Origin of the sequence: Streptomyces sp. RB17, from assembly GCF_009604455.1 — a bacterium.
GTDB lineage: Bacteria > Actinomycetota > Actinomycetes > Streptomycetales > Streptomycetaceae > Streptomyces.
In genome coordinates this window covers 221,906-248,905 of the sequence record NZ_WEGL01000002.1, presented here as the reverse complement: position 1 = coordinate 248,905, position 27,000 = coordinate 221,906, and the positions used below count along the sequence as shown (strand labels likewise).

The following is a 27,000-nucleotide window of genomic DNA, read 5'->3' as shown; positions in this document are numbered from 1 at the left end:
CGGGCACGTCATGGGACTTCTCGACGGACTTCTCCGGGAGAAGATCGTCCTGGTCAACGGCGGCAGTCAGGGGGTCGGTGCGGCGATCGCGCGGGCCGCCGTCCGGGAGGGCGCCGTCGTGGCGGTCACCGGGCGCCGTACCGAACCGGGTGAGGCGCTGGTCGCGGAGCTGGCGTCGGCCGGGGGCAAGGCGATGTTCGTGCGCGCCGATCTGGCGGACGCCGAGCAGGCCAGGGCGGCGGTCGCCGAGGTGGTGAACGCCTACGGCCGCATCGACTGCCTGGTGAACTCCGCCGGGCTGACCTCCCGGGGCACACTGCTGGACACCACCCCGGAGCTGTTCGACGCGCACATCGCGATCAACCTCAAGGGGCCGTTCTTCGCGATGCAGGCGGCGGTCGCCGACATGGTGGCCCGCAAGGCGCCCGGCACGATCGTCAACATCATCACCTCGTCGGCGCACGGCGGTCAGCCGTTCCTGGCGCCGTACGTCGCCGCCAAGGCGGGCCTCGCGGGCCTGACCCGCAACGCGGCGCACGCCCACCGCTGGGACCGGATCCGGATCAACGGCCTGAACATCGGCTGGACCGCGACGGAGGGCGAGGACGCCACCCAGCGCGCCTTCCACGACGCCGGCGACGACTGGCGCGAGCAGGCCGCGGCGAAGCTGCCCATGGGGAAACTGGGCCAACCGGACGAGATCGCCGACTTCGTGGTCTTCCTGCTGTCCGACCGGTCGGGGGTGGTCACGGGCTCGGTGATCGACTGGGACCAGAACGTCCTCGGCGGCCTCGACTGAACCTCCCTCTCCGTTCGTCCCGGCAGGAACCACCTCGTCCCCGCAAGAACTGCAAGGAGCCTCATCCTCATGCGCATCGGAATCCTCGGCCTCGGCCGCATCGGCGCCTTCCACGCCGAGACCCTCTCCGGACTGGACGCCGTCGAGTCGCTCGTCGTCGCCGACCCGTTCGCGGACGCCGCCAAGGCCGCCGCCGAGCGGTTCGGCGCCGAGGTCGTGGACTCGCCGGAGGCGCTGCTGGCCGCCGGCGTGGACGGCATCGTGGTGGCGGCCGCGACCGACGCCCACCCCGCCCTGATCCTGGCCGGCGTCGAGGCCGGCGTCCCGGTCTTCTGCGAGAAGCCCGTCGCGAAGACGATGCGCGAGGGCGTCGAGGTGCTGAAGGCCGTACGCGACAGCGACGTGCCGATCCAGATCGGCTACAACCGCCGCTTCGACGCGGGCTTCACCGCCGCGCGGGCCGCCGTACAGGCCGGTGAGCTGGGCAAGCTGCACACGGTCCGCTGCACGACCCTGGACCCGGCGCCGCCGCCGGCCGCGTACATCGCCGCCTCCGGTGGCATCTTCCGCGACTGTTCCGTGCACGACTTCGACATCATCCGCTGGGTGACCGGCCGCGAGGTCACCGAGGTGTACGCGGTCGGCGGAAACCGCGGCGCCGACTACATCAAGGAGGCGGGCGACGCGGACACCACCGGCGCGATCCTCACCCTGGACGACGGCACCCTCGCGGTGGTCTCCAACTCCCGCCACAACGCGCGTGGTTACGACGTCCGCATGGAGCTGCACGGCTTCGCCGACTCCATCGCCGTCGGCCTGGACGACAAGCTGCCGCTGCGCTCGGTCGAACCAGGGGTGACCTTCCCGTCCGGCACCCCGCACGGCTTCTTCATGGACCGCTTCACCGACGCCTACCGCGCCGAACTCACCGCGTTCACCGAGGTCGTGGCCGGCACCCGCCCCTCCCCCTGCACCGTCGAGGACGCCCTGGAGGCGGGCTGGATCGCGGAGGCCTGCACCCTGTCGCTGCACGAGCACCGGCCGGTGACGCTCGCGGAGGTGCGGGTGCCCTGAGACATACGGGAGGCGCCGGGCGGAGGTGCCCGGCGCCGCACCCGTGTCTCAGCCGCAGTAACGGATCAGCCACTCGTCGGGGTTGTACGTGTCGCGCGCCGGGTCGGGCAGGGTGGCCGGCTTGGTCTCGACCGTGTCCTCGGGGCGTATCCGCTCGGGCAGCGTGCCGAAGCGGTCGCGGCGCAGCAGCGCCGGGTCGGTGGCGTCCCGGGCCGTCTTCCGGGGTTCGGTGCGGTGTGTCATCTCGTCCTCCCGTCTGCGCGGGCGTCCCCCGTCATCGTGCACAACGCCCGCGTGCCCCCGGTTGGTTCCCGGCCGCTCTCCGGCCGAATCCGTCGCGGTCACGAAGGAACCGGGCCCGCGGAAGGGGCCCGGTCCTTCGGAGAGGTGCTCAGGCCCCGCAGGACCGCAGGAACCGTCGCGTCCGCAGCGCGATCGGCAGGGGCTTGTCCGGCTCGCACGGATACATGTCCTGCTCGACGATCGCGAACAGCTCCACGCCGAGTCGCTGCGCGGCCTCGAGGACGGGCGCCAACTCGGGTACGCCGGACGGCGGTTCGCACATCACTCCGCGCTGCACCGCCGGCCCGAACGGCACCCCCTTCGCGACCACCTCGGCGAGGATGTCCGGGTCGACCTGCTTGAGGTGCAGATAGCCGATGCGCTCGCCGTAGGTCTCGATGAGCTTGACGCTGTCCCCGCCGCAGTAGGCGTAGTGCCCGGTGTCCAGGCACAGGTTGACCAGCTCGGTGTCGGTCGAGTCGAGGAAGCGTTCGACGTGGTCCTCGGTGTCGATGTGGGTGTCGGCGTGCGGGTGGACCACGATGTCCAGGCCGTACGTCTCCTTGACCTCGTGGCCGAGCCGCTCCATGCCCTTGGTCAGATGCGCCCACTGCTCGGCGGTCAGCTCCGGCGGCTCCAGGATCTCGGCGGTCTTGTCGTCCCGCCAGAAGGACGGGATGACCACCAGGTGCCGCGCGCCCATCGCCTGGGTGAGTGCGGCGACCTGGCTGACGTGCGCCCAGGTCTCCGCCCAGACGGACGGGCCGCGGTGCATGCCGGTGAAGACCGTGCCCGCGGAGACCTTCAGGTTGCGCCGGGCCACCTCGTCCCCGAGTCGCGCGGGGTCGGTGGGCAGATAGCCGTAGGGGCCGAGTTCGATCCACTCGTAGCCGGCCTCGGACACTTCGTCCAGGAAGCGTTCCCAGGGCACCTGCCGCGGGTCGTCGGGGAACCAGACGCCCCAGGAGTCGGGGGCCGAGCCGACCCGGATGCGGTCCAGCGGGGTGGGGGTGGCCATGGTCAGGGGGTTCCTTCCGCAGAGGGCGCGACGGGTGCGGTGAGGTCGCTCTCCTCGGGGAGTTCCTCGACGTCGACGCCGCGTACCTGGGCCAGTTCGTGTTTGAGGGCGGCGAGTTCGGCGCCGCCGGCCATGTGGTTGGTCAGTTCCTCCAGGCTGACCTGGGCGCGGGAGGCGGACAGTTCCAGGGTGCCCAGGCGCAGCACGCTGAAGTGGTCGCCGACCATGTAGGCGTGGTGGGGGTTGTGGGTGATGAAGATGACGCCGAGGCCGCGGTCGCGGGCGGCGGCGATGTACTTCAACACCACCCCGGACTGCTTGACGCCCAGGGCGGCGGTGGGCTCGTCCAGGATCAGGACGCGGGCGCCGAAGTAGACGGCGCGGGCGATGGCCACGCACTGGCGCTGGCCGCCGGAGAGGGTGCCGATGGGCTGTTCCAGGTCGTCCAGGACGATGCCCATGTTGCGCAGTTCCTCATCCGCGGTCTTCTTCATCCGGGCGATGTCCAGCCGGCGCAGCGGCCAGGGGCCGCGGGTCATCTCCGAGCCGAGGAAGAAGTTGCGCCACACCGGCATCAGCGGCACGGTGGCCAGGTCCTGGTAGACGGTGGCGATGCCGCGGTCCAGTGCCTCGCGGGGGCTGGAGAAGCGCACCGGGGCGCTGTCGACGAGGAACTCGCCCTCGGTGTGCCGGTGCAACCCGGAAATGATCTTGATGAGGGTGGACTTGCCGGCGCCGTTGTCCCCCAGCACACAGGTCACCTGACCGGCGTGCACCGTGAGGTCGACGCCGTGCAGGGCGCGGATGTTGCCGTAGGACTTGCCGGCCCCTCGCAGCTCGACCAGCACGCCGTCGCCGGCGGGCGGTGTGTCCTGGACAAGGGTGGTGTGGGTGTGGTTGTCGCTCATCGCTCTACCTCCGGGTCGCCGTGCGCTGGACCCACAGATTGATCAGGACGGCGCCGAGCAGCATCACGCCCAGGAAGGCCTTGAACCAGTCGGGGTTCCAGCCGGCGTAGACGATGCCCTGGTTGACCATGCCGAACATGAACGCCCCGAAGACCGGGCCGATCGCCGAGCCGGCGCCGCCGGTGAGCAGACAGCCGCCGATCACCGCCGCCGCGATGTAGATCAGCTCCTGCCCGACGCCCTCACCGGACTGCACGGTGTTGAAGGAGAACAGCTGGTGCATGCCGATGAACCAGGCGCCGAAGCCGACCAGCATGAACAGCGAGATCTTGGTGAAGGTCACCGGGACACCCACGGCCCGGGCGGACTCCTTGTTGCCGCCGACCGCGAAGATCCAGTTGCCGTACCTGGTGCGCAGCAGCACCCAGGTGGCGATCGCGGCGAACACCAGCCACCACACCACCGTGATCTTCACCTGCACCCCGCCGACGTCGAAGGACGAGGCGAAGACCTTCCTGGCCTGGTCGAAGCCGTCCATGTCGCTGATGTCGTCGGTGGCCACATTGCCGGTGACCAGCTTGGTCACGGCCAGGTTCACGCCCTGCAGGATCAGGAACGTGCCCAGCGTGATCAGGAAGCTGGGCAGACCGGTTTTGACCACCATCCAGCCGTTGAAGAAACCGATCGCGAGCGAGACGGCCAGGGCGACGATCACACCGGTCCACACGTTCATGGTCAGCTGGTAGCTGAGCATGCTCGCGGTCAGCGCGGAGGTGATCACCGCGACGCCCGCGGAGAGGTCGAACTCACCGCCGATCATCAGCAGCGCCACCGGCAGCGCCATGATCCCGATGGTCGAGGACTGGTAAAGGATCGTCGCCATCGAGCTGCCCTGGCGGACCGAGGGCGCGACGACCAGGAAGAAGACCAGTACGGCGGCGGCGCCGAGGAAGACACCCACCTCGGGCCGGGCCAGCAGCCGCAGTGCCAGCGGGCGGCGCGCGGTGCGGCCGTCGCCCTCCTTCGGGCCCGGCGGGGTGGTCACCGACGGTCCAGCCTGCTGGGCCATGCTCATCACCGGGTGCCCTTCGCGGCGAACTCGGCGACCTTGTCGACATTGGACTTGTCGACGAAGGCCGGGCCGGTCAGCACCGGCTGGACTCCGCCGCCGCTGTAGTTGCCGTTGTACTTGTAGAGCCACAGGGCGTCGACCGCAAGGTAGCCCTGCAGATAGGGCTGCTGGTCGACGGCGAACTCGATCGAGCCGCTCTGGACGGCCTTCACCAGGTCCTTGTTCAGGTCGAAGGTGGCCACCTTGGCCTTGCTGCCCGCGTCGGACACCGACTGCACCGCCGTGAGCGCGAAGGGGGCGCCGAGGGTGACGACGGTGTCGATGGAGTTGTCCTGCTTCAGCTTGGCCGTGATGGTCGACTTCACCGACGGCATGTCGGTGCCGTTCACATACAGCGTCTCAGTCGTGCCCTTGAACGTCTTCTTCACCCCGTCGCAGCGCTGGGTCAGGCCCACGTTGCCCTGCTCCTGGATCACACAGACGATCTTCTTGGCGCCGGTGGTGTTCAGCTTGTCGCCGAACGCCTCGCCCGCCACGCTCTCGTCCTGCCCGAAGAACTCCAGCAGGCCGAGCTTCTTCCAGTCGCTCAGGCCCGAGTTCAGGCCCACCACCGGTATGCCTGACTGCTCCGCCTTGCCGATGACGCTCTTCATCGCGTCCGGCTTGGCCAGGGTGACCGCGATGCCGTCGACCTTCTGGTCGATCGCGTTCTGCACCAGGTTCGCCTGGTTGCCGGCGTTCGGGTCGGCGGAGTACACGAGTTTGACGTTGTCCTTGGCGGCGGCGGCCTCGGCGCCCTTGCGGACGGTGTCCCAGAAGGTGTCGCCGGGCGCCTGGTGCGTGACCAGGGCGACGGTCATGCGCGGGGTGTTGGCCTTGCCCGCCGAGGCGTTCTGCGCCGCCTCCTCGGCCTTCTTGCCGCCGTGGCTGCTGGCGCAGCCGGCGAGGGTCAGGGCCGCCGCGGCGGCGACCGCCACCACCGGGGCCAGCCTCCGGGAGCGGGAGGGAGAAGAGCGGTCCATCTTTCCTGCACCTCACTGTGCGTGCGACGGGGGAAGGGACGCTGTTGCGTTGGGACGCGATCCAAGTCCCTGGGGCGCCTGCTGTCAATACTTTGTTAAGACATCATTTCACGCGGTGGTCCGAATGTAAGTACAAACCATTGACACCCTCGCCCTCCGGGACCTACACCTGAGAGGCATGAGCCCAGTACACCGCACCCCGCAGCGAACGGCACCGGGTGATCGCGCGGTCGACTCCCTCAGCTTCACCCTGGACCGCACGAGCCCGGTGCCCCTGTACTACCAGCTCGCCCAGCAACTGGAGGCGGCCATCGAACACGGCACGCTGGCCCCGGGCAACCTCCTGGGCAACGAGGTCGACCTCTCCGTACGCCTCGGTCTGTCCCGGCCCACGGTGCGCCAGGCGATCCAGTCCCTGGTCGACAAGGGCCTGCTGGTGCGCCGCCGCGGGGTGGGCACGCAGGTCGTGCACAGCAAGGTCAGACGGCCACTGGAGCTCAGCAGCCTCTACGACGACCTGGAGTCGGCCGGCCAGGGTCCGACCACCCGGGTGCTGCGCAACGAACGGGTCCCGGCGAGCGCGGAGGTGGCCGCCGCCCTCGCCCTCGCGGAGGGCGCCGAGGTCACCGTGCTGGAGCGGCTGCGCTGCACCCACGGCCGGCCGGTGGCGTTCCTGTGCAACTACCTGCCGGCCACGCTGCTCGAACTCCCCACCGATCAGCTGGAGTCGACGGGTCTGTACCACATGATGCGGGCGGCCGGGATCGTCCTGCACAGCGCCCGCCAGTCCATCGGCGCGCGCAGCGCGACGGCCGAGGAGGGCGCACTGCTGGACGAGAAGGAGGGCGCGGCCCTGCTCACCATGCGGCGCACCGCGTACGACGTCACGGGCCGGCCGGTGGAGTACGGCAGCCATGTGTACCGGGCATCGAGGTATGCCTTCGACTTCCAGTTGCTGGTCCGCACCTGAACCGCCGGTCCGCACCTGAACCGCCGGTCCGACCCCGAACCGCTGGTCAGCACCGGAAGCGGAACCACCCGTGTTCACACAGTGCCCGCGGCCGCCCGCGCCGTGGGGGCTCTCGGTACTTCACCCGGCCGAACACGCAGGTGAACGATGACGATTACGTTTCGGGCAAGAGACAGCACAGAGAGGGCCGACCTATTGACTCATGAGCGGACATGGGGCTGTTATTACGCCCACGATGTTCGGTCGAGTTGGTTTCTGATCGGTTTCGAAGACCTTTCGTTGATCAACTCATCCCCTTGACCGAGCCCTGTATTCCTCAGGAGCCGCCATGCGCCTCTCCCCCTCCGGTCTCTCCGTCCCGGGTCCCAGCCGTCGCTCCGTCCTGCGTGGTGCGGGCAGTGCCGCCCTGCTCGCCGGTGCCGGCATACCCCTGCTGTCCGCCTGCGGAGGCAGCGGTTCCGCCTCGGACCCGAAGACCGTCACCCTCGGCTCCAACGCCTCGGACGCCGTGCCGAAGAAGGCCTTCGCGGCCGTGTACGCCGACTTCAAGAAGCAGTCCGGCATCACGGTCGATGTGAACACCAAGGACCACAACACCTTCCAGGAGCAGATCAACTCGTATCTGCAGGGCACGCCGGACGACGTGTTCAACTGGTTCGCCGGGTACCGCATGCAGTTCTTCGCGGCCAAGGGCCTGGCCTCGCCGATCGACGACGTGTGGGCGAAGATCGGGGACAACTTCCCGGACGCGATGAAGAAGCTCAGCAAGGGCCAGGACGGCAAGTACTACTTCGTGCCGCTGACGACGTACCCCTGGGCGATCTTCTACCGCAAGAGCGTCTTCACGCAGCACGGCTACAAGGTCCCCACCACCTGGGACGAACTCGTCGCCCTGTGCAAGCAGATGAAGAAGGACGGCCTGGTCCCGATCGCCTTCGGCGACAAGGACGCCTGGCCGGCGATGGGCACCTTCGACCAGATCAACTTCCGCCTCAACGGCTACGACTTCCACGTCCAGCTGATGGCGGGCAAGGCGGCCTGGACCGACCCCAAGGTGAAGGCCGTCTTCGACCACTGGGCCGAGCTCCTCCCCTACCACCAGGACGGCTTCATGGGCCGTACCTGGCAGGACGCCGCGCAGACGCTGGTGGCGAAGCAGGCCGGCATGTACCTCCTCGGCTCCTTCGTGGCCCAGCAGTTCACCAACAAGGCCGACCTGGACGACCTCGACTTCTTCCCCTTCCCGGAGATCAACTCCGCGTACGGCCAGGACACGGTCGAGGCGCCGACCGACGGCTTCATGGTGAGCAAGTCCCCGAAGAACCACGACGGCGTACTGAAGCTGATGGAGTACCTCGGCACCCCGGCGGCCGAAGAGCTCTACCTCAAGGGCGACCCGAGCGTGGTGGCCGCCTCCAGCAAGGCCAGCACGTCGTCGTACTCGGCGCTGCAGAAGAAGGCGTTCGACATGATCGGCAACGCCAAGACGCTCACCCAGTTCATGGACCGCGACTCCCGTCCCGACTTCACCTCCACGGTGATGCAGCCGGGCCTGCAGAAGTTCCTCCAGAACCCCAAGGGCGTGGACAGCCTGTTGTCGTCCATCGAGCGCCAGAAGAAGACGATCTTCGCGTCCGAGTGAGCGACCCGATGACGACCGATACGACCACGCAGACCCCGGAGGCGGCCGCCGTGCCGCCTCCGGGCGCCTCGCCCGCGCGCACGCGGGCCACACACGGCCACCGGCGCCTGCTGACCCGCCGTGACCGCATCACGCTCGCCCTGATGGCGGGCGTGCCGACGATCCTGCACGTGCTCCTGGTGTGGGTCACCGCCATCGCCTCGATCTTCCTCGCCTTCACCACCTGGGACGGCATTGGGTTCGACTCGATCAAGTGGGTGGGCCTGGACAACTTCAGGCAACTCTTCAACGACAACCCGCAGTTCTGGCCCGCCGTCCAGCACAACATCATCTGGTTCGTCGTACTGATCCTGATCCCGACGCCGTTCGGCCTGTTCCTGGCCGTGCAGCTGGACAAGCGGATCCGGTTCAGCCGGGTCTACCAGACCGCGTTCTTCCTGCCGGTCGTCATCTCGATGGCCTGCATCGGGTTCGTCTGGCAGCTGGTCTACAACCCGGACACCGGCCTGATCAACAGCATCATCGGGGCCAACAAGCCGGGTCACTACATCGACTGGATCGGCGATCCGCACCTCAACCTGTGGGCGGTCCTCATCGCCGCGTCCTGGCGGCACACCGGCTACATGATGATCCTGTACCTGGCCGGTCTGAAGAGCGTCGACCCGTCGCTCAGGGAGGCCTCCGCGCTGGACGGCGCCAACGAGTGGCAGACGTTCAAGAGCGTCATCTTCCCGACCCTGCGCCCGACCAACACGGTCGTGCTGGTGGTCACCATCATCGAGGCGCTGCGCGCCTTCGACCTGGTCTTCGTCTTCAACAAGGGTGCCCAGGGCACCGAGTTGCTGTCGATCCTGGTCACCAACAACATCATCGGCGAGTCCAGCCGCATCGGGTACGGCTCCGCCATCGCCGTCGTCCTGCTGGTGATCTCCCTCGCGGTGATCATCCCGTATCTCATCGCCACCTTCCGGAAGGAGCGGCGCGCATGACCAGCACCACCGTCGCGGCGCCGCCGAAGCGGCGCGCCCCGGTCCGACCGGCCCGTGTCCTGTTGCACGTCTTCCTCGCCGGCACGGCGCTGGCCTGGCTGGCGCCGCTGCTGTGGGCGATCTTCTCGGCCATGCGGCCGTACAGCGAGACCAGCGCCAAGGGATACGTCTCCTGGCCGAGCAAGCTGACGTTCGAGAACTTCACGAACGCCTTCAAGCAGTCGGACATGCTGCACTACTTCGGCAACACCCTGGTCATCGCGATCCCGGCCGTGCTGCTGACGCTGTTCCTGTCGTCCTGCGTGGCGTTCTACGTCGCCCGGTTCGACTTCCGGCTCAATCTGTCCCTGCTGCTGGTGTTCACTGCCGGCAACCTGCTGCCGCAGCAGGTCATCATCACCCCGCTGTACCGGCTGTACCTGCTGACGAACCTGCCGGGCATCACGCAGAGCGGCAAGCTGTACGACTCCGCGCTCGGCCTGGTCCTCATCCATGTGGCCTTCCAGTCCGGGTTCTGCGCGTTCGTGCTGAGCAACTACATGCGCTCGCTGCCGCACGAGCTGACGGAGGCCGCGCTGGTCGACGGCGCCTCGGTGTGGCGGCTGTACTGGCAGATCACCCTGCCGTTGTGCAAGCCGGCGATGGCGGCCCTGGCGACCCTGCTGTCGATCTGGATCTACAACGACTTCTTCTGGGCGCTGGTGCTGATCTCGACCGGCCAGAACATGCCGATCACCTCGGCCCTGAACAACCTCTCCGGCCAGTACTTCACCGACCCCAACCTGGTCGCCGCGGGCTCCCTGCTGACCGCGATCCCGACCCTGGTCGTCTACTTCGCGCTCCAGCGTCAGTTCGTCAGCGGGCTGACCCTGGGCTCCAACAAGGGCTGAGACGCCCGCACGTGAAAGAGAACGAAGAGAACGCAGTGAAGCGCACCCTGTCCGTCCCCGGCCTCGCCTACGGCGGCGACTACAACCCCGAGCAGTGGCCCGAGGAGGTGTGGGCCGAGGACATGCGCCTGATGCGCGAGGCCGGGGTGAACCTGGTCAGCCTCGGCATCTTCTCCTGGGCGCTGCTGGAGCCGTCCGAGGGCGAGTACGACTTCTCGCACCTGGACAAGGTCCTCGGCCTGCTGCACGAGAACGGCATCGCCGCCGACCTGGCCACGCCCACGGCGGCGCCTCCGGCGTGGTTCTTCCGCGCGCACCCGGAGGCGCTGCCGGTCGACCGCGACGGCCGCACCCTCTCCTACGGCAGCCGGCAGACCTTCTGTCCCTCCTCCCCCGCCTACCGCGAGGCCGCGCTGCGCATCGCGGGCGCGCTCGCCGAGCGGTACGCGGACCACCCGGCCGTGCGCATGTGGCACGTGCACAACGAGTACGGCTGCCACAACGCGGCCTGTTACTGCGACACCAGCGCGGCCGCCTTCCGCCGCTGGCTGAGGGCCCGGTACGGCGACGACCTGGCGGCCCTCAACCACGCCTGGGGCACGCGGTTCTGGAGCCAGTGGTACTCCGACTGGGAGGAGATCCTGCCGCCGCGCGCCACCGGCGCCGTATCCAATCCCACCCACCAGCTGGACTGGCGCCGGTTCTGCTCCGAGGAGCTGTTGTCACTGTGCACGGCGGAACGGGACGTGCTGCGGACCGCCGCCCCCTCGATCCCGGCGACCACCAACTTCATGGTGATGTTCAACTTCGACGCGCTGGACTACTGGCGCTGGGCACCGGAGCTGGACATCGTCTCCAATGACCACTACCTGATGTCCACCGACCCGGCGTCGGAGATCGACATCGCGCTCAGCGGCGACCTGACCCGTTCCCTCGCGGGCGGTCCGTGGCTGCTGATGGAACACTCCACCGGCGCGGTGAACTGGCAGCCCGTCAACCGGGCGAAGCGGCCGGGCGAGTTGCGCCGCAACGCGCTCGCGCACGTGGCGCGCGGCGCGGACGGCATCGCGTACTTCCAGTGGCGGCAGTCGAAGGCGGGTGCGGAGCAGTGGCACTCGGCGATGGTGCCGCACGCGGGCACCGACAGCCGGATCTGGCAGGACGTGGTGCGACTGGGCGCGGATCTGCGGGCGCTGGCGGAGGTCCGGGGCAGCACGAGTCCGGCCGAGGTGGCGATCGTGTGGGACTGGGACGCCCGCTGGGCCCTGGAGCTGCCCTCGCAGCCCAGCGGCGAGCTGCGCTACGCGGACCTGGTCCGGGCCTGGTACGAGCCGCTGTGGCGGTCGGGCGTGCCCGTGGAATTCGTCCGGCCGCAGGCCGACCTCTCCGCCTACCGCCTGGTCCTGGCCCCGAACCTGTACCTGGTCGACGACGCCGGGGCGGCGAACCTGTCGGCGTTCGCCGAGCGCGGCGGCACCCTCGCCGTGGGCTTCCACAGCGGGGCCGTGGACGAGAACTGCCATGTACGGCTCGGCGGTTACCCGGGTGCGTTCCGCGAGGTGCTCGGCGTCCGCTCGGACGAACCGTTCCCGTTGCTGCCCGGGGAGCAGGTTGTTCTCTCCGGTGCCGTGCCGGACGGCGCGACGGGCACGCTGTGGTCGGAGCGGCTGCGCCTGGAGGGCGCCGAGGCGGTGGCATCGTACGCGGACGGCCCCCTGTCCGGCGTCCCCGCGGTGACCCGCCGCCCGCACGGCACGGGCACCGCCTGGTACCTGGCCACGCTGCCGGACCCTGCCACCCTGGCCGCGCTGCTGGACCGCGTCCGGGGCGAGGCGGGCGTGGAGCCGGTGCGTACAGCCCCGCCCGGCGTGGAGGTGGTCCGCCGGCGCGGCCCCGAGGCGGACTACCTGTTCGTCATCGACCACGCCGGCCGGGGCGCCGAACTCCCCGTGGCACCGGGCTCGTCGGAGCTTCTGACCGGCAAGGAGACGGCGGGCACGGTCACGGTCGCACCGGGCGAGGTGGCGGTCGTGCGGGAACCGCGGTGACGCGGTGACCTTCACCGGGACCGCGCTTGCGTGAGCGGTTCCGCCAGGTGGTCGGCGCGGGCGATGAGCCGGTCGAGCCGCGCCCCCTGGCGGGCCCTGCGGAGTCCGTGGCGGCGGCCGTGGAGCGCGGCCTGGACCGCGTGCAGTTGGCCCCGGCGCCGGACGCGTTCGCGGTCGAGTGCGGCGGCCTCGGCGAAGACGTCGGGGCCGCGGTGCAGGGCCTTCGCCGGATAGCCGACCGTGGCCCGGTGCACCGAGCAGGCCATCAGCAGCGTGCCTCCGTCGTCGACCGGCCGGGGCAGCCGGGGCGGCTGCTGCTTCCGCGCCGGCGCGGTGATCGCCCTGGTCCTCTGGTCCCCTGGGCACCCTGCGATCCGGTCCCCGGGCGTGATCACTTCCACCGGCCGGGACAGTGTTCCGATCCGGTGCACCTGTCCGGATATATGACACATCGGTGACGTGGTCCACCATCAGAGACGACGCAGCATGGCCGTCGACCCCGAGGTGATCGGGGTCGTGGAAGGAGGCCGGGATGCAGCGTTCGACGCGGAGCTGTGGGCGGCGGTGATGGCGGGGCAGAGGCAGGGGAGACCGCTGAGCCGGCAGTACCTCCCCGACCTGCACATGCGTCCGCGCTCCGAGCTCGGCCGGATCGACGACCAGCGTGCGCGCTGCTGTCCTCCATGGACCGGCTGCAGGGCCCGCTGGACGCGGTGGTGGCCATCAGCCGGGAGGTGGAGCTGCCCGCGGTGCTGCACCGGATCGTGACGACCGCCATGGATCTGGTCGGCGCCCGCTACGGCGCCCTGGGCGTGCTCGACGAGTCCGGAGAACGCCTGGAGCAGTTCGTCGCGGACGGTCTGTCCGCGCAGGAACGCGAGGCTCTGGCCGAGGCGGGACTGCCTCGTGGTCAGGGCGTCCTCGGCCATCTGATCCGCTACCCCGACCCCCTGCGGATCGACGACATCCCGGGCCATCCCTCCTCCGTCGGATTCCCGGCCGGCCACCCGCGCCTGCACACCCTGCTCGGCGTGGCCATCACCGTGCGCGGCGAGATCTACGGCGATCTCTACCTCTCCGAGCGGGACGACGGACAGCCCTTCGACGCGCACGACGAGACCGTCGTCGTCGCCCTGGCCGGCGCCGCCGGCATCGCGATCGACAACGTCCGCCTGTTCGCACGGATTCGCGTCGGAGCCGAGCAGTTCCAGCGGCTGCTGCTGCCCACACCGCCGGACCTGCGGCCGTTCACCGCCGTCGCCATCTACCGGCCCGCCGCCGAGCCCAGTCAGCTCGGCGGGGACTGGTACGACGCCATACCCCTGCCCGACGACGTCGTGGCGGTCGTCATCGGCGACGTGGCCGGCCATGCTCTGCAGGCCGCGGCCGCCATGGCCACCACCCGCAACATGCTGCGCGCGCTCGTGTTCGACCAGAGCTGTCCGCCCGGCGTGGTCCTCGACCGGCTGGACCGGGCCCTGGAGACGGTCACGAACCAACGCGTCACGACCACCACCCTGGCCCGCATCGAACCGGAGAGAGCGGGCTGGCGGCTGCGCTGGAGCACCGCGGGCCACGTCCCGCCGCTGCTGGTCACCCGCGAGCACCACGTGGTCCATCTGCTCGGCGAGCCCGGACTGCCGCTCGGTGTGGACACCGAGCAGCCCCGCCCGGACCACACCCGCCTCCTGCCCCCGGAGGCCACCGTCGTCTTCTTCACCGACGGGCTGATCGAGCACAAGGACCACCCCCTCGACGAGAGCCTGAGCGCACTCGCCGGCCCCGCCGCGGTCCATGCGGACCTCCCCCTGCCGGACTTCGTTCGGGCCCTGGCCGATCAGCACCCCAGCGATGGTCACGACGACATGGCCATCCTCGCCCTGCGCACCCCGCCCGCCTGATCAGCGGGTCACCACTCTCGTTGCCGCTCCCGCGCCCGGCCGGCCGGCCGGCCGTGGAGGATCCAGGAGATCGGGCGGGTGATGGGTTCGGACGACGGTTTCGGACGCCGTCTGGTTGACAGGTTCGGGGCGATGCCGAAGCGGAGGTCGCCCGATGGCTGTGGCGCGGCATCAAGGACTGCGGCGCAGTGGTGCGGCCGCCCTGGAGATCTGTACCGTCGCCGCGCTGTACTACGGATCGGCCAGGCTGGGACTGCTCCAGCAGCTGGTGCGCGGCCAGGTCACCCCGTTGTGGCCGCCGAGCGGTATCGCGGTGGCGGCCCTGCTCCTGCGCGGCCCGCGGCTCTGGCCGGGCATCGCCCTCGGCGCGTTCCTGGTCAACATCTCGCTGGGGCCGTCCCTCCCGGCCGTACTCGCCATCGCCGTGGGGAACACCCTCGCCCCCGTCTGCTCCTGCCTGCTGCTGCGCGGTACGGGCTTCCGCACGGAACTGGACCGGCGACGCGATGGGCGTCCTGGTGGTCACACCGGTCCTGCTCGTCCTCCGCTCGGCACGCCGGCCGAGGGGCGCGCCGGCGTCCCGGTGGGCGGAGGCCCTGCTGCTTCTGCCGGCCACGGCCGGTTACGGATTCCTCGTGACCGGTCACACGCCCTTGCTGTTCCTCGGGTTCCCGCTGCTGATCTGGGCGGCCTTCCGCTTCCAGCTGGCCGGGGCCGCTCCCTGCGCGCCGGCCGTGTCGATCTGCGCGATCATCGCCGGTACCGAGAGATCGGGCCCGTTCGCCGGTCAGGACCTGCTCACCGCGATGATCACCCTGCAGGCCTTCAACGGATCCGCCGCGCTGACCGCGCTGATGCTGGCGACGGTCGTCAGCGAGCGGAACCAGACCCAGCAGGAGATCGCGCGGGCCTGCGGGCAGCTCGCCGCGATGGCGACCAAGATCGCCGTCGTGGACCGCCTCCCGACGCTCCCCGACGCGGAGGCCGGGAAGAAGGCCGGAGACCAGCAGACGCGAAAGGCCGTCTCCTCATCCCTGAGGAGACGGCCTGCGACCGGCAACAATGCTGGTCGGGACGACAGGATTTGAACCTGCGACCCCTTGACCCCCAGTCAAGTGCGCTACCAAGCTGCGCCACGTCCCGTTGCGCTCACTCGCGGTGACCCGCGTGATCGCGCGAACAGCACTTTACCCCACCTTCGGGGGTGGGCCGAAGAGGGCCCGGGTGAGCCGGGGACAATCGGCTGTATGACGAACGCGGGCGCATCGGATGCCAGGGACCGCGACCCGGAGGGGCGGGCACGCAACGCGCGGCCCCGGGACGGACTCGGCCGGCCGCTGCCCTACGGCACGGAGGGCGTCCCCCGGCAGCCGGAGGGTGTCGCACGGCAGCCGCAGCAGACGGTCGCCGAGGCTCAGGCCCTGCTGGACGCCGGGAAGCCGTTCCATGCGCACGAGGTGTTCGAGGACGCCTGGAAGTCGGGGCCCGAGGAGGAGCGCACGCTGTGGCGGGGGCTCGCCCAGCTGGCGGTGGGCCTCACGCACGCGGCGCGCGGGAACGCCGTCGGCGGGGCCCGGCTGCTGCGGCGGGGCGCGGGAGCGCTCGCCGATTGGGAGGCCGGACAGGGCGAGGACCGGCCGTACGGGATCGACCTCGCCGGGATCGGCCGGTGGGCGCGGGAGCTGGCGGGGCGGGTGGAGAGCGGGGAGCCCGTGGACGCGGGGGACGAGGCGCCCCGGCTCCGTTCCTGAGGGCTGCTGTCGCCGTGCGTGTGGACGCGGTGCACGCACTGTCAGTGGCATGCGGCAGACTCGGGGCGTGCGAAAGATTCATGTCATCGGTATCGGCGCGGGCGACCCCGACCAGCTGACCCTGCAGGCGGTCAAGGCGCTGCGGGGCACGGACGTGTTCTTCCTGCTCGACAAGGGCGAGGTGAAGAGCGATCTCACCCAGCTCCGCCGGGACATGCTGGACGCGCATCTGCCCGAGGGCTCGTACCGGGTGGTGGCGGTCCGTGACCCGGAGCGGGACCGGAAGGCGGGCGGACCGGCGTACTCGCCGGCGGTGGAGGACTGGCGCAGCGCCCGCGCCGGGATCTACGAACGGCTGATCGCCGAGGAGCTGGGCGAGGACGGCACCGGCGCCTTCCTGGTGTGGGGCGATCCGGCGTTGTACGACAGCACGCTCGGGATCCTCCAGGAGGTGCTGGAGCGCGGCACGGTCGCGTTCGAGTACGACGTCATACCCGGCATCAGCAGCGTCTCCGCCCTGGTCGCCCGGCACCGCACCGGCCTGAACCGGGTGGCCCGGCCGGTGCAGATCACCACCGGGCGGCGGCTTGCCGAGGGGTTCCCCGAGGGGGTGGACGACGTGGTCGTGATGCTGGACGCGCACCAGTCCTTCCGGAAGTACGCCGAGGAGGACATCGACATCTACTGGGGCGCGTACATCGGCACCCCGGACGAGCTCCTGGTCTCCGGCCCGATCGCCGAGGCCGGCCCGCGCATCGAGCGGGTGCGGGCCGAGGCACGCGAGCGCAAGGGCTGGATCATGGACACTTATCTGCTGCGCAGAAACCCTGGCGATCAGTAGCGGCGGAAAACCCGGTGAGCCGGAGACCGGGCGCCGGTCATACTCGGGCCATGTCCGGCACTCCCGTCCGTTTTGGCGATCCACGCTGTACGGAGTACGACTTCCTCGACTCGATCCTGGTCCACTGCCCGCGCTGCGACCGCATCGCCCGCGTCCTGCGGCAGCCGCACCCCGACGTACGGCCGCTGTTCGCGCCCCGGCGGCTGGTCTGCCGGTCCTGCGGTCTGGCCCGGACATGGGCGGGCCGGGGCATCGGCCTGGGGGCGCGGCAGCGGGGACCGGCCGAGGATCCGTACCTCCGCGCCCGACTGTGGCTCCAGCGGGAGACCCGGCACGGCCGGCTGTGGGCCTACGACCTGCGGCACCTCGACCTGATCCGCCGCTGTGCGGCAGCCGGTCTGCGCGAGCGCGCCCCCTGGTACGACACCGGGCAGAAGATGACCCTGGTCGCCCGCCTGCCGGCCTGGATCAAGTCCGCCAAGAACCGGGACGAGGTGCTGCGTACGGTCGACCGGCTGAGGGAGTCGGTCCTCACAGAGGGCTGAGACCGAGCCACTCCCGTACGCCCGCCACGTCGGACACCACCGCCACGCCCCGCGGGAGCGGAGGACGCCGTACGACGACGACGGGCAGGGCGAGTTCCCGCGCCGCCGTCAGCTTCGCGGCCGTGGCCTCGCCGCCGCTGTCCTTGGTCACCAGCACCTCGACGCGATGGGTGCGCAGCAGCTCCGTCTCGTCGGCGACGGTGAACGGGCCGCGCGCGAGCACCAGTTCGGTGTCCGGCGGCAGGGGCGGCTCGGGCGGGTCGACCGATCGTACGACGAAGTGCAGTTCCGTCAGGTGGGCGAAGGCGGCGAGTCCCAGGCGCCCGGTGCTGAGGAAGACCCGGCGGCCGAGGCCGGGCAGCGCCTCGGCGGCACCGGCCAGGGACGGGACGTCGTACCAGCGGTCGCCGGGGCCAGGCCGCCAGCCGGGGCGGCGCAGGACGACCCAGGGAATCTCCGTGGCCGCCGCCGCGCGGGCCGCGTTGGCCGTGATCGCCTCGGCGAAGGGGTGGGTGGCGTCGACCAGGGCGTCGACGTGGTGCGTGCGCAGCCAGTCGGCGAGGCCCTGCGCACCGCCGAAGCCGCCGATCCGTACCTCGCCCGCCACCGCTCCCGGCCGCGTGACCCGCCCGGCCAGGGACGTCGTCACCCGGACGCCGGGCCGGGCGGCGAGGCCGGCGGCGAGGCGGCGGGCCTCCGTGGTGCCGCCGAGGATCAGGACGTGCGCGGGCATAGGGGTGAGCGTACGAGGTCGTACGGGACGGTCCGGCGTCCGGGTCGCTACGGTCGGAGCCATGCGAACCGTGGCATCCGTACATGCCGTGCTGATCGACATCGACGGTGTCCTCACCGTCTCCTGGAAGCCGCTGCCGGGCGCGGTGGAGGCGCTGCGGGCGGTGAGGGACGCGGGACTGGGGGTGGTCCTGGTGACCAACACGACGTCCCGGTCCCGGGCGTCCATCGCGGGATCGCTCGCGGACGTGGGATTCCCGGTGGGTGCCGAGGACGTCCTGACTGCCCCAGCGGCCACCTGCGCCCACCTGGCCGGAGCCCGCGTCGCGCTGTTGAACAGCGGGGACATCGGGGAGGACCTGGAGGGGATCACCCTCGTCGGCGACTCCGACGACGCGGTACCGGACGTCGTCCTGCTCGGCGGCGCCGGGCCGGAGTTCGGTTACGAGGCGCTCAACCGTGCCTTCGCCCGGCTTCAGCGGGGCGCGCGGCTGGTCGCCCTGCACCGGAACCTGTACTGGCGGACGGACGAGGGACTCCAGCTGGACGCGGGGGCGTTCCTGGCGGGCCTGGAGGCGGCCGCCGGGGTCGAGGCGGAGGTCACCGGCAAGCCCTCGCGGGCGTTCTTCGAGGCGGCCCTCGGGCGTCTCGGGGTGGGCGCGGAGCAGGCGTTGATGATCGGGGACGATGTCGAGTACGACGTCCTCGCGGCCCAGCGGCTCGGCATCACCGGGGCGTTGGTCCGCACGGGCAAGTTCCTGCCGGAGACCCTGGAGCGGGCGAGCGGCACCCCCGACCACGTCCTGGACTCCTTCGCGGACCTCCCGGCCCTGCTGGGGCTAGCGCAGTAGCAGTTGCGCTCCGCCCACGATCGTCGCCGCGATCACGAGTTGTTCGAAGAGTCGCTGGTTGATCCTGTTCACAGCCCACTTGCCGAACAACGCACCGGGCACGACGAACAGCGCGAGCGCCGCGTCGAGAAGCAGCGAGCGCCCGTCGATCAGACCGAGCCCCGCGCTGAACGGCACCTTGGACACGTTCACGATGAGGAAGAAGAAGGCCGAGGTGCCGAGGAAGCCCAGCTTCCGGAAGCCGGCCGACAGCAGGTACATCGACATCACCGGGCCGCCCGCGTTGGCGACCATCGTGGTGAACCCGCCGAGCACGCCGTACGAGCGGGCCTTGGCACGGCCGGTGCGCGAGGTGACCTGCTCCGGGGCCTCCCCGGCGTCCGCCGTGCGCCGCCGCCACACCGTCACCCCCGCCATCAGCAGCAGGATCGCGCCGATCGAGGTCCGTACGATCCCGTCGTCGGCCCACATCAGGAAGAGGGTGCCGACCACCACCCCGGCCGCGACGGCCGGGAACAGCCGCCACAGGGTGGGCCAGTGGGCGTGCCGCCGGTAGGTGAGCACGGCGAGCACGTCACCGGCGATCAGGACGGGCAGCAGGACCCCGGTGGAGGCGCGGGCGGGCAGGACCGCCGCGAAGATCGCGAGGCTGACCGTGTTGGCCCCGCTCACCGCGGTTTTGGAGAAGCCGACGAGCAGGGCCGCGAAGGCGAGCGCCGCGAACCCCCAGCCGGATATGTGCCAGAGCGTCATCGTGTTCATGCGGGGACCGATGCTATGTACGGACAAGCCTCCGGCGTAAGGACCGTCTCGCCAGGTGACCCCTGCCGTGACCCTTCAGCCCGCTATGACCGGTTCACCCCGCCCGCTGTGACCCTTCCGCGTACCGCGCCCGCAACTCCCGCTTGAGCACCTTCATGCTGGGACCGAGCGGCATGGCGTCCGTGAACTCCACGCGCCGGGGGTACTTGTGCCGGCCGAGGTGCTCCTTCGACCAGTCGGTGATCGCGGCGGCGTCGGGCGCGGCGCCCGGTGCCGGTACGACGACGGCGCAGACTTCCTCGCCGTGCAGTTCGTCGGGCAGGCCGATGACCGCGACCTGGGCGATGCCGGGGTGGCGCATCAGCACCTCCTCGACCTCCCTCGGGTACACGTTGTAGCCGCCGCGGATGATGACGTCCTTCTTGCGGTCGACGATCCTCAGGAATCCCTCGTCGTCCTTGGTGCCGAGGTCGCCGGTGCGGAACCAGCCGTCGATCACGGCCTCGGCGGTGGCCTCGGGCCGGCCGAGGTAGCCGGAGAAGACGTTGTGGCCGCGGATGACGACCTCGCCGAGTTCGCCGGGCGGCAGCAGCTCGATGCGGCCCTCCACCTCGGCGCGGGCGATCTCCACGTCGATGCCCCACAGCGGATGCCCGATGGTGCCCGCGCGGGTGCCGAACACGGGCTGGTTGACGGTGGCCGTCGGCGAGGTCTCCGACAGCCCGTACCCCTCGTAGATCCTCGCCCCGAACGCGTCCTCGAACCGCTCCAGTACGGCGACCGGGAGCGAGGCCCCGCCGGAGACGCACACCCGCAGGGCGGGCAGCGCGCCGGCGTCCGGGGCGGCCGCCGCGAGGGCGACGAACATGGTCGGCACGCCGTGGAAGGAGTTCACGCCCTCCTTGACCATCAGCTCGATGGCCCGGGCGGCGTCGAAGCGGGGCAGCAGCACGAGCGTGGCGCCCGCCCGCCAGGTGGAGTTGAGCGACACCGTCTGGCCGAAGGCGTGGAACAGCGGCAGCGCGCCGAGGGCGATGTCGTCGGCGCGGATGTCGTTGGCGTCGAAGGCGTTGACGGTCGCGTTCATCACGAGGTTGAAGTGGCTCAGCACGGCACCCTTCGGCACGCCGGTCGTGCCGCTCGTGTAGAAGATCACCGCCGGGTCGTCGGCGGTGCGGGTGACGTACGACGGCAAGGGCTCGGCGTCGGCGGCGAGTCTGTCGAACTCCTCCCCCAGGACGACCACATGGACGCCGGTGGCCTCGGCGGCGGCTCGGCCGGTCTCCGCCTGGGCCGGATGGACGAGCAGCAGCGTCGCCCCGCTGTCCCGAAGTACGTGCTCCACCTCGCCGGCCGACAGCAGCAGATGCACGGGGACGACGACCCCGCCCGCCGCGGCGATCGCGTAGTAGGCGACCGGGAACTCGGCGGTGTTCGGCGCCATCAGGGCGACCCGGTCCCCCGGCCGTACGCCGAGCCCAGTGAGGGCACCCGCCCGGGCGAGCGCCTGGCGCCACACCTGCGCGAACGTGAGCCGCAGGTCCCCTTCGACCAGCGCGGTCTTGTCAGGGCGGCGCCTGGCGTTCTCGGCGAGGATGGCGGCGACGGACAGGGTTGCCATGGAGTGCTGCTCCGTTTCCTTGCTGCGGCTCGACCGACCAGATCCCCCGTCGGGAAAGCGCTAGTGCCGCTCGACCAGCACCGCGCTGCCCTGCCCCACGCCCACGCACATGGTCGCGAGCCCCCGCTCGGCACCCGTGCGCCGCATCCGGTGCAGGAGTGTGGTCAGGATGCGGGCGCCCGAGCAGCCGAGGGGATGGCCGAGGGCGATGGCGCCGCCGGTGGGGTTGACCAGGTCGGGGTCGATGCCGAGTTGGTCGACGCAGGCGAGGGCCTGGGCGGCGAACGCCTCGTTGAACTCGGCCTCCTGCAGGTCGGCGATGTCCCAGCCGGCCCGGCCCAGCGCCTTGCGGGTGGCGGGGACCGGGCCGATGCCCATCACATCGGGGTGGACCCCGGCGGAGGCGCCCGCGACATAGCGGCCCAGGGACTCCAGGCCCAGCTCGTTCAGGGCCTCCTCGCTGACCAGGAGCAGCCCGGCCGCGCCGTCGTTCATCGGCGAGGCGTTGCCCGCGGTGACCGTGCCTCCCTGGCGGAAGACCGGCTTCAGCCTCGACAGCTTCTCCAGCGAGGTGTCCTCACGGACGCACTCGTCCTGCTCGACCACGACGCCGTCCGGCCGCTCCACGGGCAGGAGTTCGTCGTCGAAGTGCCCGTTCTTGCGTGCGGCGGCGGCGAGTCGGTGGCTGCGCAGGGCGAACTCGTCCTGCCGGTCACGGGAGACGCCGTACCGCTCGGCGACCTCCTCGGCGGTCTCGCCCATGGAGAGCAGGCCGTGCAGGTCCTTCATCGTCGGGTTGACCAGGCGCCAGCCGAGGCGGGTGTCGTGGGTCTCGATGCGCTGCGGCAGGGCCTCGTCGGGGCGGGGCAGCACGAACGGGGCGCGGCTCATGGACTCGGAGCCGCCCGCGAGCACGATGTCGGCCTCGCCGGCGGCGATGGTGCGCGCGGCGGTGGTGACGGCTTCGAGGCCGGAGGCGCACAGCCGGTTGACGGTGGCGCCGGGCACCGACTCGGGCAGCCCGGCGAGCAGGGCGGCCATGCGGGCGACGTTGCGGTTGTCCTCGCCGGCCTGGTTGGCCGCGCCCCAGTAGACGTCGTCGATCCGGGCCGGATCGAGGGCGGGCACGTCGGCCACCAGGTGGCGGATCACGGTCGCCGCCAGGTCGTCGGGGCGGACGGAGGAGAGGGAACCACGCAGCTTGCCGATGGGGGTGCGGCGGGCGGCCGCGAAGTGGACGGGACGCACGGCTTCGACTCCTGACCTACGACTGATCCACGGCGTTGTCGATCAGCGGACCACACGGGGACACGTGGACGGATCGCACGCGGCCACTTAATTAGCACTGCTAGTTTTAGACTATAGACCTCCGCCCGGCCCGCTGGGAAGATCCTCCGGGGCTTCACCGACCCACCCGGAGGAGACATGCACCACGTCCGCGAACACACCCTCCACGGAACGCACGGCCCGGTGGCCGTACGCGAGTGGCCGCACCCCGCACCGGCGTACCTGGCGCTGGTGGTGCACGGATACGGCGAGCACGCGGGCCGGTACGACGAGCTGGCCGCCGTACTGACCGGCCACGGGGCCGCCGTGTACGGGCCCGATCACGTCGGCCACGGCAGGTCGGCCGGTGAGCGGGTGCTGATCGAGGACTTCGAGGACGTGGTCGGCGATGTGCACGCGGTGGCCGACCTCGCCCGGGCCGCGCACCCCGGCCTGCCGCTCGTCCTGGTCGGCCACTCCATGGGCGGACTGATCGCGGCCCGCTACGCGCAGCGGTACGGCGCCGAGCTGAGCGCGCTGATCCTGTCCGGGCCGGTGATCGGCGCCTGGGAGCTGCCCGGGCGGCTGCTGGCCCTGCCGGAGATCCCGGACACCCCGGTGAGCCCGGCCGCGCTCTCCCGGGACCCGGCCGTCGGCGCCGCCTACGCGGCCGATCCGCTGGTGTGGCACGGGCCGATGAAGCGGCCGACGCTCGAGGCGTTCGCCCGGACCCTTCGGACCGTCGACCGGGCGGGTGACATCGGCCCGCTGCCGCTGCTGTGGCTGCACGGGGACGATGACCGGCTGGTGCCGCTGTCCGGCAGCCGGGTGGGCGTGGAGCGGCTGGCCGGCTCACGACCGACCGAGCGGATCTTCGCCGGGGCGCGGCACGAGGTGTTCCACGAGACGGACAAGAAGGAGGTCTTCGCCGAGGTGATCCGCTTCCTGGACCGGGCGCTGCCCCGCTGATCAGGCCCGTTTGCCCCCTGACGCGCTGGGCACCCGCCCCTTCGGACAGGACCGTACGCAACCCGGTCGATCCACTTCCAGCTGGACGAGGTGGGACTCGCCGCCCGACGCCACGTGACGGGCCGGCGGGGCCACATGTGAAACCGGCGGGACCGTATGCGAAAGGGGAAAGCCCCATGGCCGACTCGCTCGAACTCGACGCGCTGTGGGAGAACTTCCACCGCGTGGTGAACATGACCTCGGCCGAGCTCGCGGACTGGCTGCGGGTCCGGGACTCCGGCGAGCTGACCGAGCCCCTGCCGGATCAGGCGGGTTCACCGGTCGGGCAGCGCGTCCTCGCGATCCTCCAGAAACGCCGCATGGACCTCACCGATGACGACCTCGGCGTGCTGCGGAAGGTCGTGGACACCGTCGGTGACCTGGTGGACATGGAGGAGGAGCCCGAGGCCGAGGACACCGGCCGCCGGCACCAGCTGATGTCGCTCGGCCACGACCCGCTCAAGCCCTAGCCCAGCCCCGGAGCCGCAGCCATGAACCACGACGAACGAGTCCTGCGCGAACTGCTGTCGGAGTACGGGCAGACCTACGCCGAGGAGGCGGGCATCCGGCTGAAGGACACCCCGCAGCCGCTGTACCGGCTGCTGGTGCTGGCCCTGCTGCTCAGCGCCCGGATCCACGCCTCGGTCGCGGTGGCCGCCGCGCAGGCCCTGCACGAGGACCATCTGGACAGCCCGCGCCGCATGGCCGACGCGGACTGGCAGCAGCGGGTGGACGCGCTCGGCCGCGGCGGCTACCGGCGCTACGACGAGCGCACCGCCACCCAGCTCGGCGACGGCGCCGAGCTGCTGCTGGACCGCTGGTCCGGCGACCTGCGCCGGCTGCACGAGGAGGCGCACGGCGACACCGGGGAACTCAAGCGGCTGCTCCAGGAGGAGCCGGGGGTCGGTCCGGCCGGCGCCGACATCTTCCTGCGCGAGGCCCAGCGCGTCTGGCCCGAAGTGGCGCCCTACCTGGACGGCAAGGCGCTCTCCGGGGCCCAGCGGCTCGGCCTGCCGAAGGACCCGCACAAGCTCACCGAGCTGGCCGGGAGGACCGAACCGGCCGTGCTGGCCGCCGCGTTGGTGCGGGCCGCGCTCGACAAGGAGGTGGCCGAAGACTGTCTGCGCCGCGCGGCATGATCGTGTCAGACTGCTGCTCGCATTCGGCGGGAGCGAGGGAGCAGCAGGTGACGGGGACCGGGCCGGCCGCACAGCACATCGACACCACACGGCCGCATCCGGCCCGGGTGTACGACTGGTTCCTCGGCGGCAAGGACAACTACCCGGTCGACGAGCGGCTCGGCCGGCAGATCGCCGCCGTGGACGGGGGCGGCGCGCTCCGGGCCGCGCGCGCCAACCGCGCGTTCATGCACCGGGTCACGCGCGCGCTCGCCGAGGACGGCATCCGCCAGTTCCTGGACATCGGCACCGGCATACCGACCGAGCCGAACCTGCACCGGATCGCCCAGTCGGTGGCGCCCGACGCGCGGGTCGTCTACGTCGACAACGACCCGATCGTGCTGGCCCACGCCGGCGCGCTGCTGCGCGGCACGCCCGAGGGCGTGACGGAGTACGTGCAGGCCGACGCCCGCGATCCGCGCGGCATCCTCGAACAGGCCGCCCGCGTGCTGGACCTCGGCCGCCCGGTGGCCCTTTCCCTGATCGCGCTGCTGCACTTCGTCACCGACGAGGACGGCGCCCGCGAGGTGGTGTCGACGCTGGTCGACGCGCTGGCGCCGGGCAGCTGCCTGGTGCTGTCGATGATGACGGCCGACTTCGAGCCGGAGAACGTCGAGCAGGGCATCGCCGCGTACGCCGCCGGCGGGGTGACCCTGGTCGCACGCTCCCGCGACGAGGTGGCCGCGTTCTTCGAGGGCCTCGACCTGCTGGCGCCCGGCGTCGCACCGGTCGACGCCTGGCGCGGCGAACCGTCCCCGGACGAGGCGGCCCCGGTGTCGCTGTACGGCGCGGTGGGCCGCAAGCCCTGACGGGCTCGCACCGGTTACAGACCGAGCACGCGGGAGACGGTCCGCAGCACGCCGTTGTCGTTGTTGGACGGGGCGAGGTGGCGGGCCCGGCGGACGACGTCGGGATGGGCGTTGGCCATGGCGAAGGACCAGTCGGCGGCGTCGAGCATCTCCAGGTCGTTGAGGTAGTCGCCGAAGACCATGGTCTGCGCCGGCGTGATGCCGAGCGCCCGCTGCAGGCCGCGCAGCGCGGTGCCCTTGTTGGCGGTGCGGTTCATGACGTCCACCCAGTGCTCGCCGGAGACGACGACCTGGTGGGTGGCGGCGAACTCGGCGAGGGCCGGGGCGGTGGAGTGCTCGGCGGCCCCGAAGTCGAACAGCGCGACCTTGATCACGTCGTCCTCGACGGCGGTGACGTCCTCGACGATCCGGTGCTCGACGTAGTACTTGCGGACCTCCGCCAGGAACGCCTCGTCCGTCCGCTCGACGTACGCCGAACGCTTGCCGCACACCACGGCGCCGACGTCCACGCCGTCCGCCACCAGCCGTCGTACCGTACGGGCCACCCCGGCGGCGACCGGCTCGTCCATCGGGTCGGAGCTCAGCTCCACGCCGTCACGGACCACGTACGTGCCGTTCTCCGCGATGAACACCATGCCCTCGGCGACCTCGGCGAACTGCCGGGCCAGCGTGGCGTACTGGCGGCCGCTCGCGGGGCTGAACAGCACGCCCCGCCGGCGCAGTTCGGCGAGCATCGGCCACAGCCCCTCAGGAATCCGCTTGGCGTCGTCCAGCAGCGTGCCGTCCATGTCGGTGACGATCAGCCGGATGTCGGCGGGGCCGGCGGGCGGGTGGGGAGTGTCGAGGAGGGGGGCGGGCGTGGCGGGCATGTCCTGCTTCCGGTCGGGGACGGCGTACCGGTCCAGTGTTCCTCATGCGCCGAAACGTCCCGGAGCCGGCCCCTCGTGCACCGAAACGTCCCGGAGTCGCCCCGAACCGCCCACGGTGCGCGTTTCCCGGGACAGCGCGATCACCGGGCGGC

28 protein-coding genes, 1 tRNA gene and 1 pseudogene are annotated in these 27,000 nt (G+C 71.0%); 18 read left to right on the top strand and 12 right to left on the bottom strand.

The window, feature by feature from the left end:
• Positions 1–10 precede the first annotated feature (10 nt).
• Both SRB17_RS08120 and SRB17_RS08115 read left to right on the top strand, forming a co-directional pair.
• On the top strand, positions 11–799 hold the full coding sequence (locus tag SRB17_RS08120) for an SDR family oxidoreductase (RefSeq protein ID WP_153536297.1): 789 nt from the start codon (positions 11–13) through the stop codon (positions 797–799).
• Between the two features lie 69 nt (positions 800–868).
• Complete coding sequence (locus SRB17_RS08115) at positions 869–1,873, top strand: Gfo/Idh/MocA family oxidoreductase (protein ID WP_153536295.1); 1,005 nt, start codon at positions 869–871, stop codon at positions 1,871–1,873.
• A 48-nt stretch (positions 1,874–1,921) separates the two neighbouring features.
• On the opposite strand, the gene SRB17_RS08110 is transcribed toward SRB17_RS08115, so the two are convergent.
• The 5 genes from SRB17_RS08110 to SRB17_RS08090 form a co-directional block, all read right to left on the bottom strand.
• Entirely contained in the window at positions 1,922–2,116 is a 195-nt protein-coding gene (locus SRB17_RS08110) for a hypothetical protein (RefSeq protein ID WP_153536293.1), read from the bottom strand.
• Between the two features lie 148 nt (positions 2,117–2,264).
• Positions 2,265–3,173, bottom strand: coding sequence for a sugar phosphate isomerase/epimerase family protein (locus SRB17_RS08105; RefSeq protein ID WP_153536291.1), 909 nt, complete (start codon positions 3,171–3,173; stop codon positions 2,265–2,267).
• 2 nt (positions 3,174–3,175) lie between these two features.
• Positions 3,176–4,081 carry an ATP-binding cassette domain-containing protein gene (locus SRB17_RS08100; RefSeq protein WP_153536289.1) on the bottom strand — a complete coding sequence of 302 codons (906 nt, stop codon included), beginning with the start codon at positions 4,079–4,081 and terminating at the stop codon, positions 3,176–3,178.
• A gap of 4 nt (positions 4,082–4,085) precedes the next feature.
• Positions 4,086–5,156, bottom strand: coding sequence for an ABC transporter permease (locus SRB17_RS08095; protein WP_153536287.1), 1,071 nt, complete (start codon positions 5,154–5,156; stop codon positions 4,086–4,088).
• Complete coding sequence (locus SRB17_RS08090; protein ID WP_153536284.1) at positions 5,156–6,175, bottom strand: sugar ABC transporter substrate-binding protein; 1,020 nt, start codon at positions 6,173–6,175, stop codon at positions 5,156–5,158. Before SRB17_RS08090 ends, SRB17_RS08095 begins: the two co-directional genes overlap by 1 nt.
• 178 nt (positions 6,176–6,353) lie before the next feature.
• On the opposite strand from SRB17_RS08090, the gene SRB17_RS08085 reads away from it, so the two are divergent.
• From SRB17_RS08085 to SRB17_RS08065, 5 genes are all read left to right on the top strand, one after another.
• Positions 6,354–7,145, top strand: coding sequence for a GntR family transcriptional regulator (locus SRB17_RS08085; protein ID WP_153536282.1), 792 nt, complete (start codon positions 6,354–6,356; stop codon positions 7,143–7,145).
• Between the two features lie 328 nt (positions 7,146–7,473).
• The gene (locus SRB17_RS08080; RefSeq protein WP_153536281.1) at positions 7,474–8,787 is read left to right on the top strand and encodes an ABC transporter substrate-binding protein; all 1,314 of its coding nucleotides are present in this window, start codon (positions 7,474–7,476) and stop codon (positions 8,785–8,787) included.
• An 8-nt stretch (positions 8,788–8,795) separates the two neighbouring features.
• Complete coding sequence (locus tag SRB17_RS08075) at positions 8,796–9,776, top strand: carbohydrate ABC transporter permease (protein WP_153536279.1); 981 nt, start codon at positions 8,796–8,798, stop codon at positions 9,774–9,776.
• Positions 9,773–10,666 (top strand): carbohydrate ABC transporter permease, encoded by an 894-nt coding sequence (locus tag SRB17_RS08070; RefSeq protein ID WP_153536277.1) that lies wholly within the window; start codon positions 9,773–9,775, stop codon positions 10,664–10,666. The genes SRB17_RS08075 and SRB17_RS08070 overlap by 4 nt, the downstream gene beginning before the upstream one ends.
• 35 nt (positions 10,667–10,701) lie before the next feature.
• A complete protein-coding gene (locus SRB17_RS08065) occupies positions 10,702–12,714 on the top strand; it encodes a beta-galactosidase (protein ID WP_323375174.1) in 2,013 nt (670 codons plus the stop codon).
• Positions 12,715–12,725: 11 nt separating this feature from the next.
• Here SRB17_RS08065 and SRB17_RS48420 read toward each other — a convergent pair whose 3' ends face one another.
• Positions 12,726–13,145, bottom strand: coding sequence for a hypothetical protein (locus tag SRB17_RS48420; protein WP_416237032.1), 420 nt, complete (start codon positions 13,143–13,145; stop codon positions 12,726–12,728).
• Between the two features lie 252 nt (positions 13,146–13,397).
• Between SRB17_RS48420 and SRB17_RS08055 the strand changes: the two genes are divergently transcribed.
• The 3 genes and pseudogenes from SRB17_RS08055 to SRB17_RS47970 all read left to right on the top strand — a co-directional run bounded on the left by SRB17_RS08055 (position 13,398) and on the right by SRB17_RS47970 (position 15,703).
• Positions 13,398–14,615, top strand: coding sequence for a PP2C family protein-serine/threonine phosphatase (locus SRB17_RS08055; RefSeq protein WP_153536273.1), 1,218 nt, complete (start codon positions 13,398–13,400; stop codon positions 14,613–14,615).
• Between the two features lie 154 nt (positions 14,616–14,769).
• Positions 14,770–15,024: pseudogene (locus SRB17_RS47975) on the top strand (MASE1 domain-containing protein); the annotation flags it as partial.
• A 97-nt stretch (positions 15,025–15,121) separates the two neighbouring features.
• Complete coding sequence (locus SRB17_RS47970) at positions 15,122–15,703, top strand: MASE1 domain-containing protein (RefSeq protein WP_323375173.1); 582 nt, start codon at positions 15,122–15,124, stop codon at positions 15,701–15,703.
• Here the strand turns inward: SRB17_RS47970 and SRB17_RS08045 are convergent.
• A tRNA-Pro gene (locus SRB17_RS08045) sits at positions 15,682–15,758 on the bottom strand. The genes SRB17_RS47970 and SRB17_RS08045 overlap by 22 nt on opposite strands.
• A gap of 104 nt (positions 15,759–15,862) precedes the next feature.
• Here SRB17_RS08045 and SRB17_RS08040 point away from each other — a divergent pair.
• The 3 genes from SRB17_RS08040 to SRB17_RS08030 all read left to right on the top strand — a co-directional run bounded on the left by SRB17_RS08040 (position 15,863) and on the right by SRB17_RS08030 (position 17,752).
• The gene (locus SRB17_RS08040; RefSeq protein ID WP_153536271.1) at positions 15,863–16,366 is read left to right on the top strand and encodes a DUF309 domain-containing protein; all 504 of its coding nucleotides are present in this window, start codon (positions 15,863–15,865) and stop codon (positions 16,364–16,366) included.
• Positions 16,367–16,433: 67 nt separating this feature from the next.
• Positions 16,434–17,207, top strand: a complete 774-nt coding sequence (gene cobF / locus SRB17_RS08035; protein ID WP_323375172.1) for a precorrin-6A synthase (deacetylating) — start codon at positions 16,434–16,436, stop codon at positions 17,205–17,207.
• Between the two features lie 50 nt (positions 17,208–17,257).
• Positions 17,258–17,752, top strand: a complete 495-nt coding sequence (locus SRB17_RS08030; RefSeq protein ID WP_153536267.1) for a hypothetical protein — start codon at positions 17,258–17,260, stop codon at positions 17,750–17,752.
• Here SRB17_RS08030 and SRB17_RS08025 read toward each other — a convergent pair.
• Positions 17,739–18,485, bottom strand: a complete 747-nt coding sequence (locus SRB17_RS08025) for a cobalt-precorrin-6A reductase (RefSeq protein WP_153536265.1) — start codon at positions 18,483–18,485, stop codon at positions 17,739–17,741. The two genes, SRB17_RS08030 and SRB17_RS08025, sit on opposite strands and share 14 nt — an antisense overlap.
• Positions 18,486–18,555: 70 nt before the next feature.
• Here SRB17_RS08025 and SRB17_RS08020 point away from each other — a divergent pair, with 70 nt between their 5' ends.
• Entirely contained in the window at positions 18,556–19,335 is a 780-nt protein-coding gene (locus SRB17_RS08020) for an HAD-IIA family hydrolase (RefSeq protein ID WP_323375406.1), read from the top strand.
• Here the strand turns inward: SRB17_RS08020 and SRB17_RS08015 are convergent.
• The 3 genes from SRB17_RS08015 to SRB17_RS08005 all read right to left on the bottom strand — a co-directional run bounded on the left by SRB17_RS08015 (position 19,324) and on the right by SRB17_RS08005 (position 22,966).
• The gene (locus SRB17_RS08015) at positions 19,324–20,097 is read right to left on the bottom strand and encodes a sulfite exporter TauE/SafE family protein (protein ID WP_153536260.1); all 774 of its coding nucleotides are present in this window, start codon (positions 20,095–20,097) and stop codon (positions 19,324–19,326) included. The genes SRB17_RS08020 and SRB17_RS08015 overlap by 12 nt on opposite strands.
• Before the next feature lie 94 nt (positions 20,098–20,191).
• Positions 20,192–21,718, bottom strand: coding sequence for a long-chain-fatty-acid--CoA ligase (locus SRB17_RS08010; RefSeq protein WP_153536258.1), 1,527 nt, complete (start codon positions 21,716–21,718; stop codon positions 20,192–20,194).
• Between the two features lie 60 nt (positions 21,719–21,778).
• Entirely contained in the window at positions 21,779–22,966 is a 1,188-nt protein-coding gene (locus tag SRB17_RS08005) for a thiolase family protein (protein ID WP_323375171.1), read from the bottom strand.
• A 177-nt stretch (positions 22,967–23,143) separates the two neighbouring features.
• On the opposite strand from SRB17_RS08005, the gene SRB17_RS08000 reads away from it, so the two are divergent.
• From SRB17_RS08000 to SRB17_RS07985, 4 genes are all read left to right on the top strand, one after another.
• Entirely contained in the window at positions 23,144–23,953 is an 810-nt protein-coding gene (locus SRB17_RS08000) for an alpha/beta hydrolase (RefSeq protein WP_153536256.1), read from the top strand.
• Positions 23,954–24,129: 176 nt separating this feature from the next.
• Positions 24,130–24,462, top strand: a complete 333-nt coding sequence (locus SRB17_RS07995; protein WP_153536254.1) for a DUF3140 domain-containing protein — start codon at positions 24,130–24,132, stop codon at positions 24,460–24,462.
• A gap of 21 nt (positions 24,463–24,483) precedes the next feature.
• On the top strand, positions 24,484–25,131 hold the full coding sequence (locus tag SRB17_RS07990; protein ID WP_153536252.1) for an endonuclease: 648 nt from the start codon (positions 24,484–24,486) through the stop codon (positions 25,129–25,131).
• Positions 25,132–25,178: 47 nt separating this feature from the next.
• Positions 25,179–25,979 (top strand): SAM-dependent methyltransferase, encoded by an 801-nt coding sequence (locus SRB17_RS07985; protein ID WP_323375170.1) that lies wholly within the window; start codon positions 25,179–25,181, stop codon positions 25,977–25,979.
• A gap of 14 nt (positions 25,980–25,993) precedes the next feature.
• Here SRB17_RS07985 and SRB17_RS07980 read toward each other — a convergent pair whose 3' ends face one another.
• A complete protein-coding gene (locus SRB17_RS07980) occupies positions 25,994–26,848 on the bottom strand; it encodes a Cof-type HAD-IIB family hydrolase (protein WP_153536248.1) in 855 nt (284 codons plus the stop codon).
• Between the last annotated feature and the right edge of the window lie 152 nt (positions 26,849–27,000).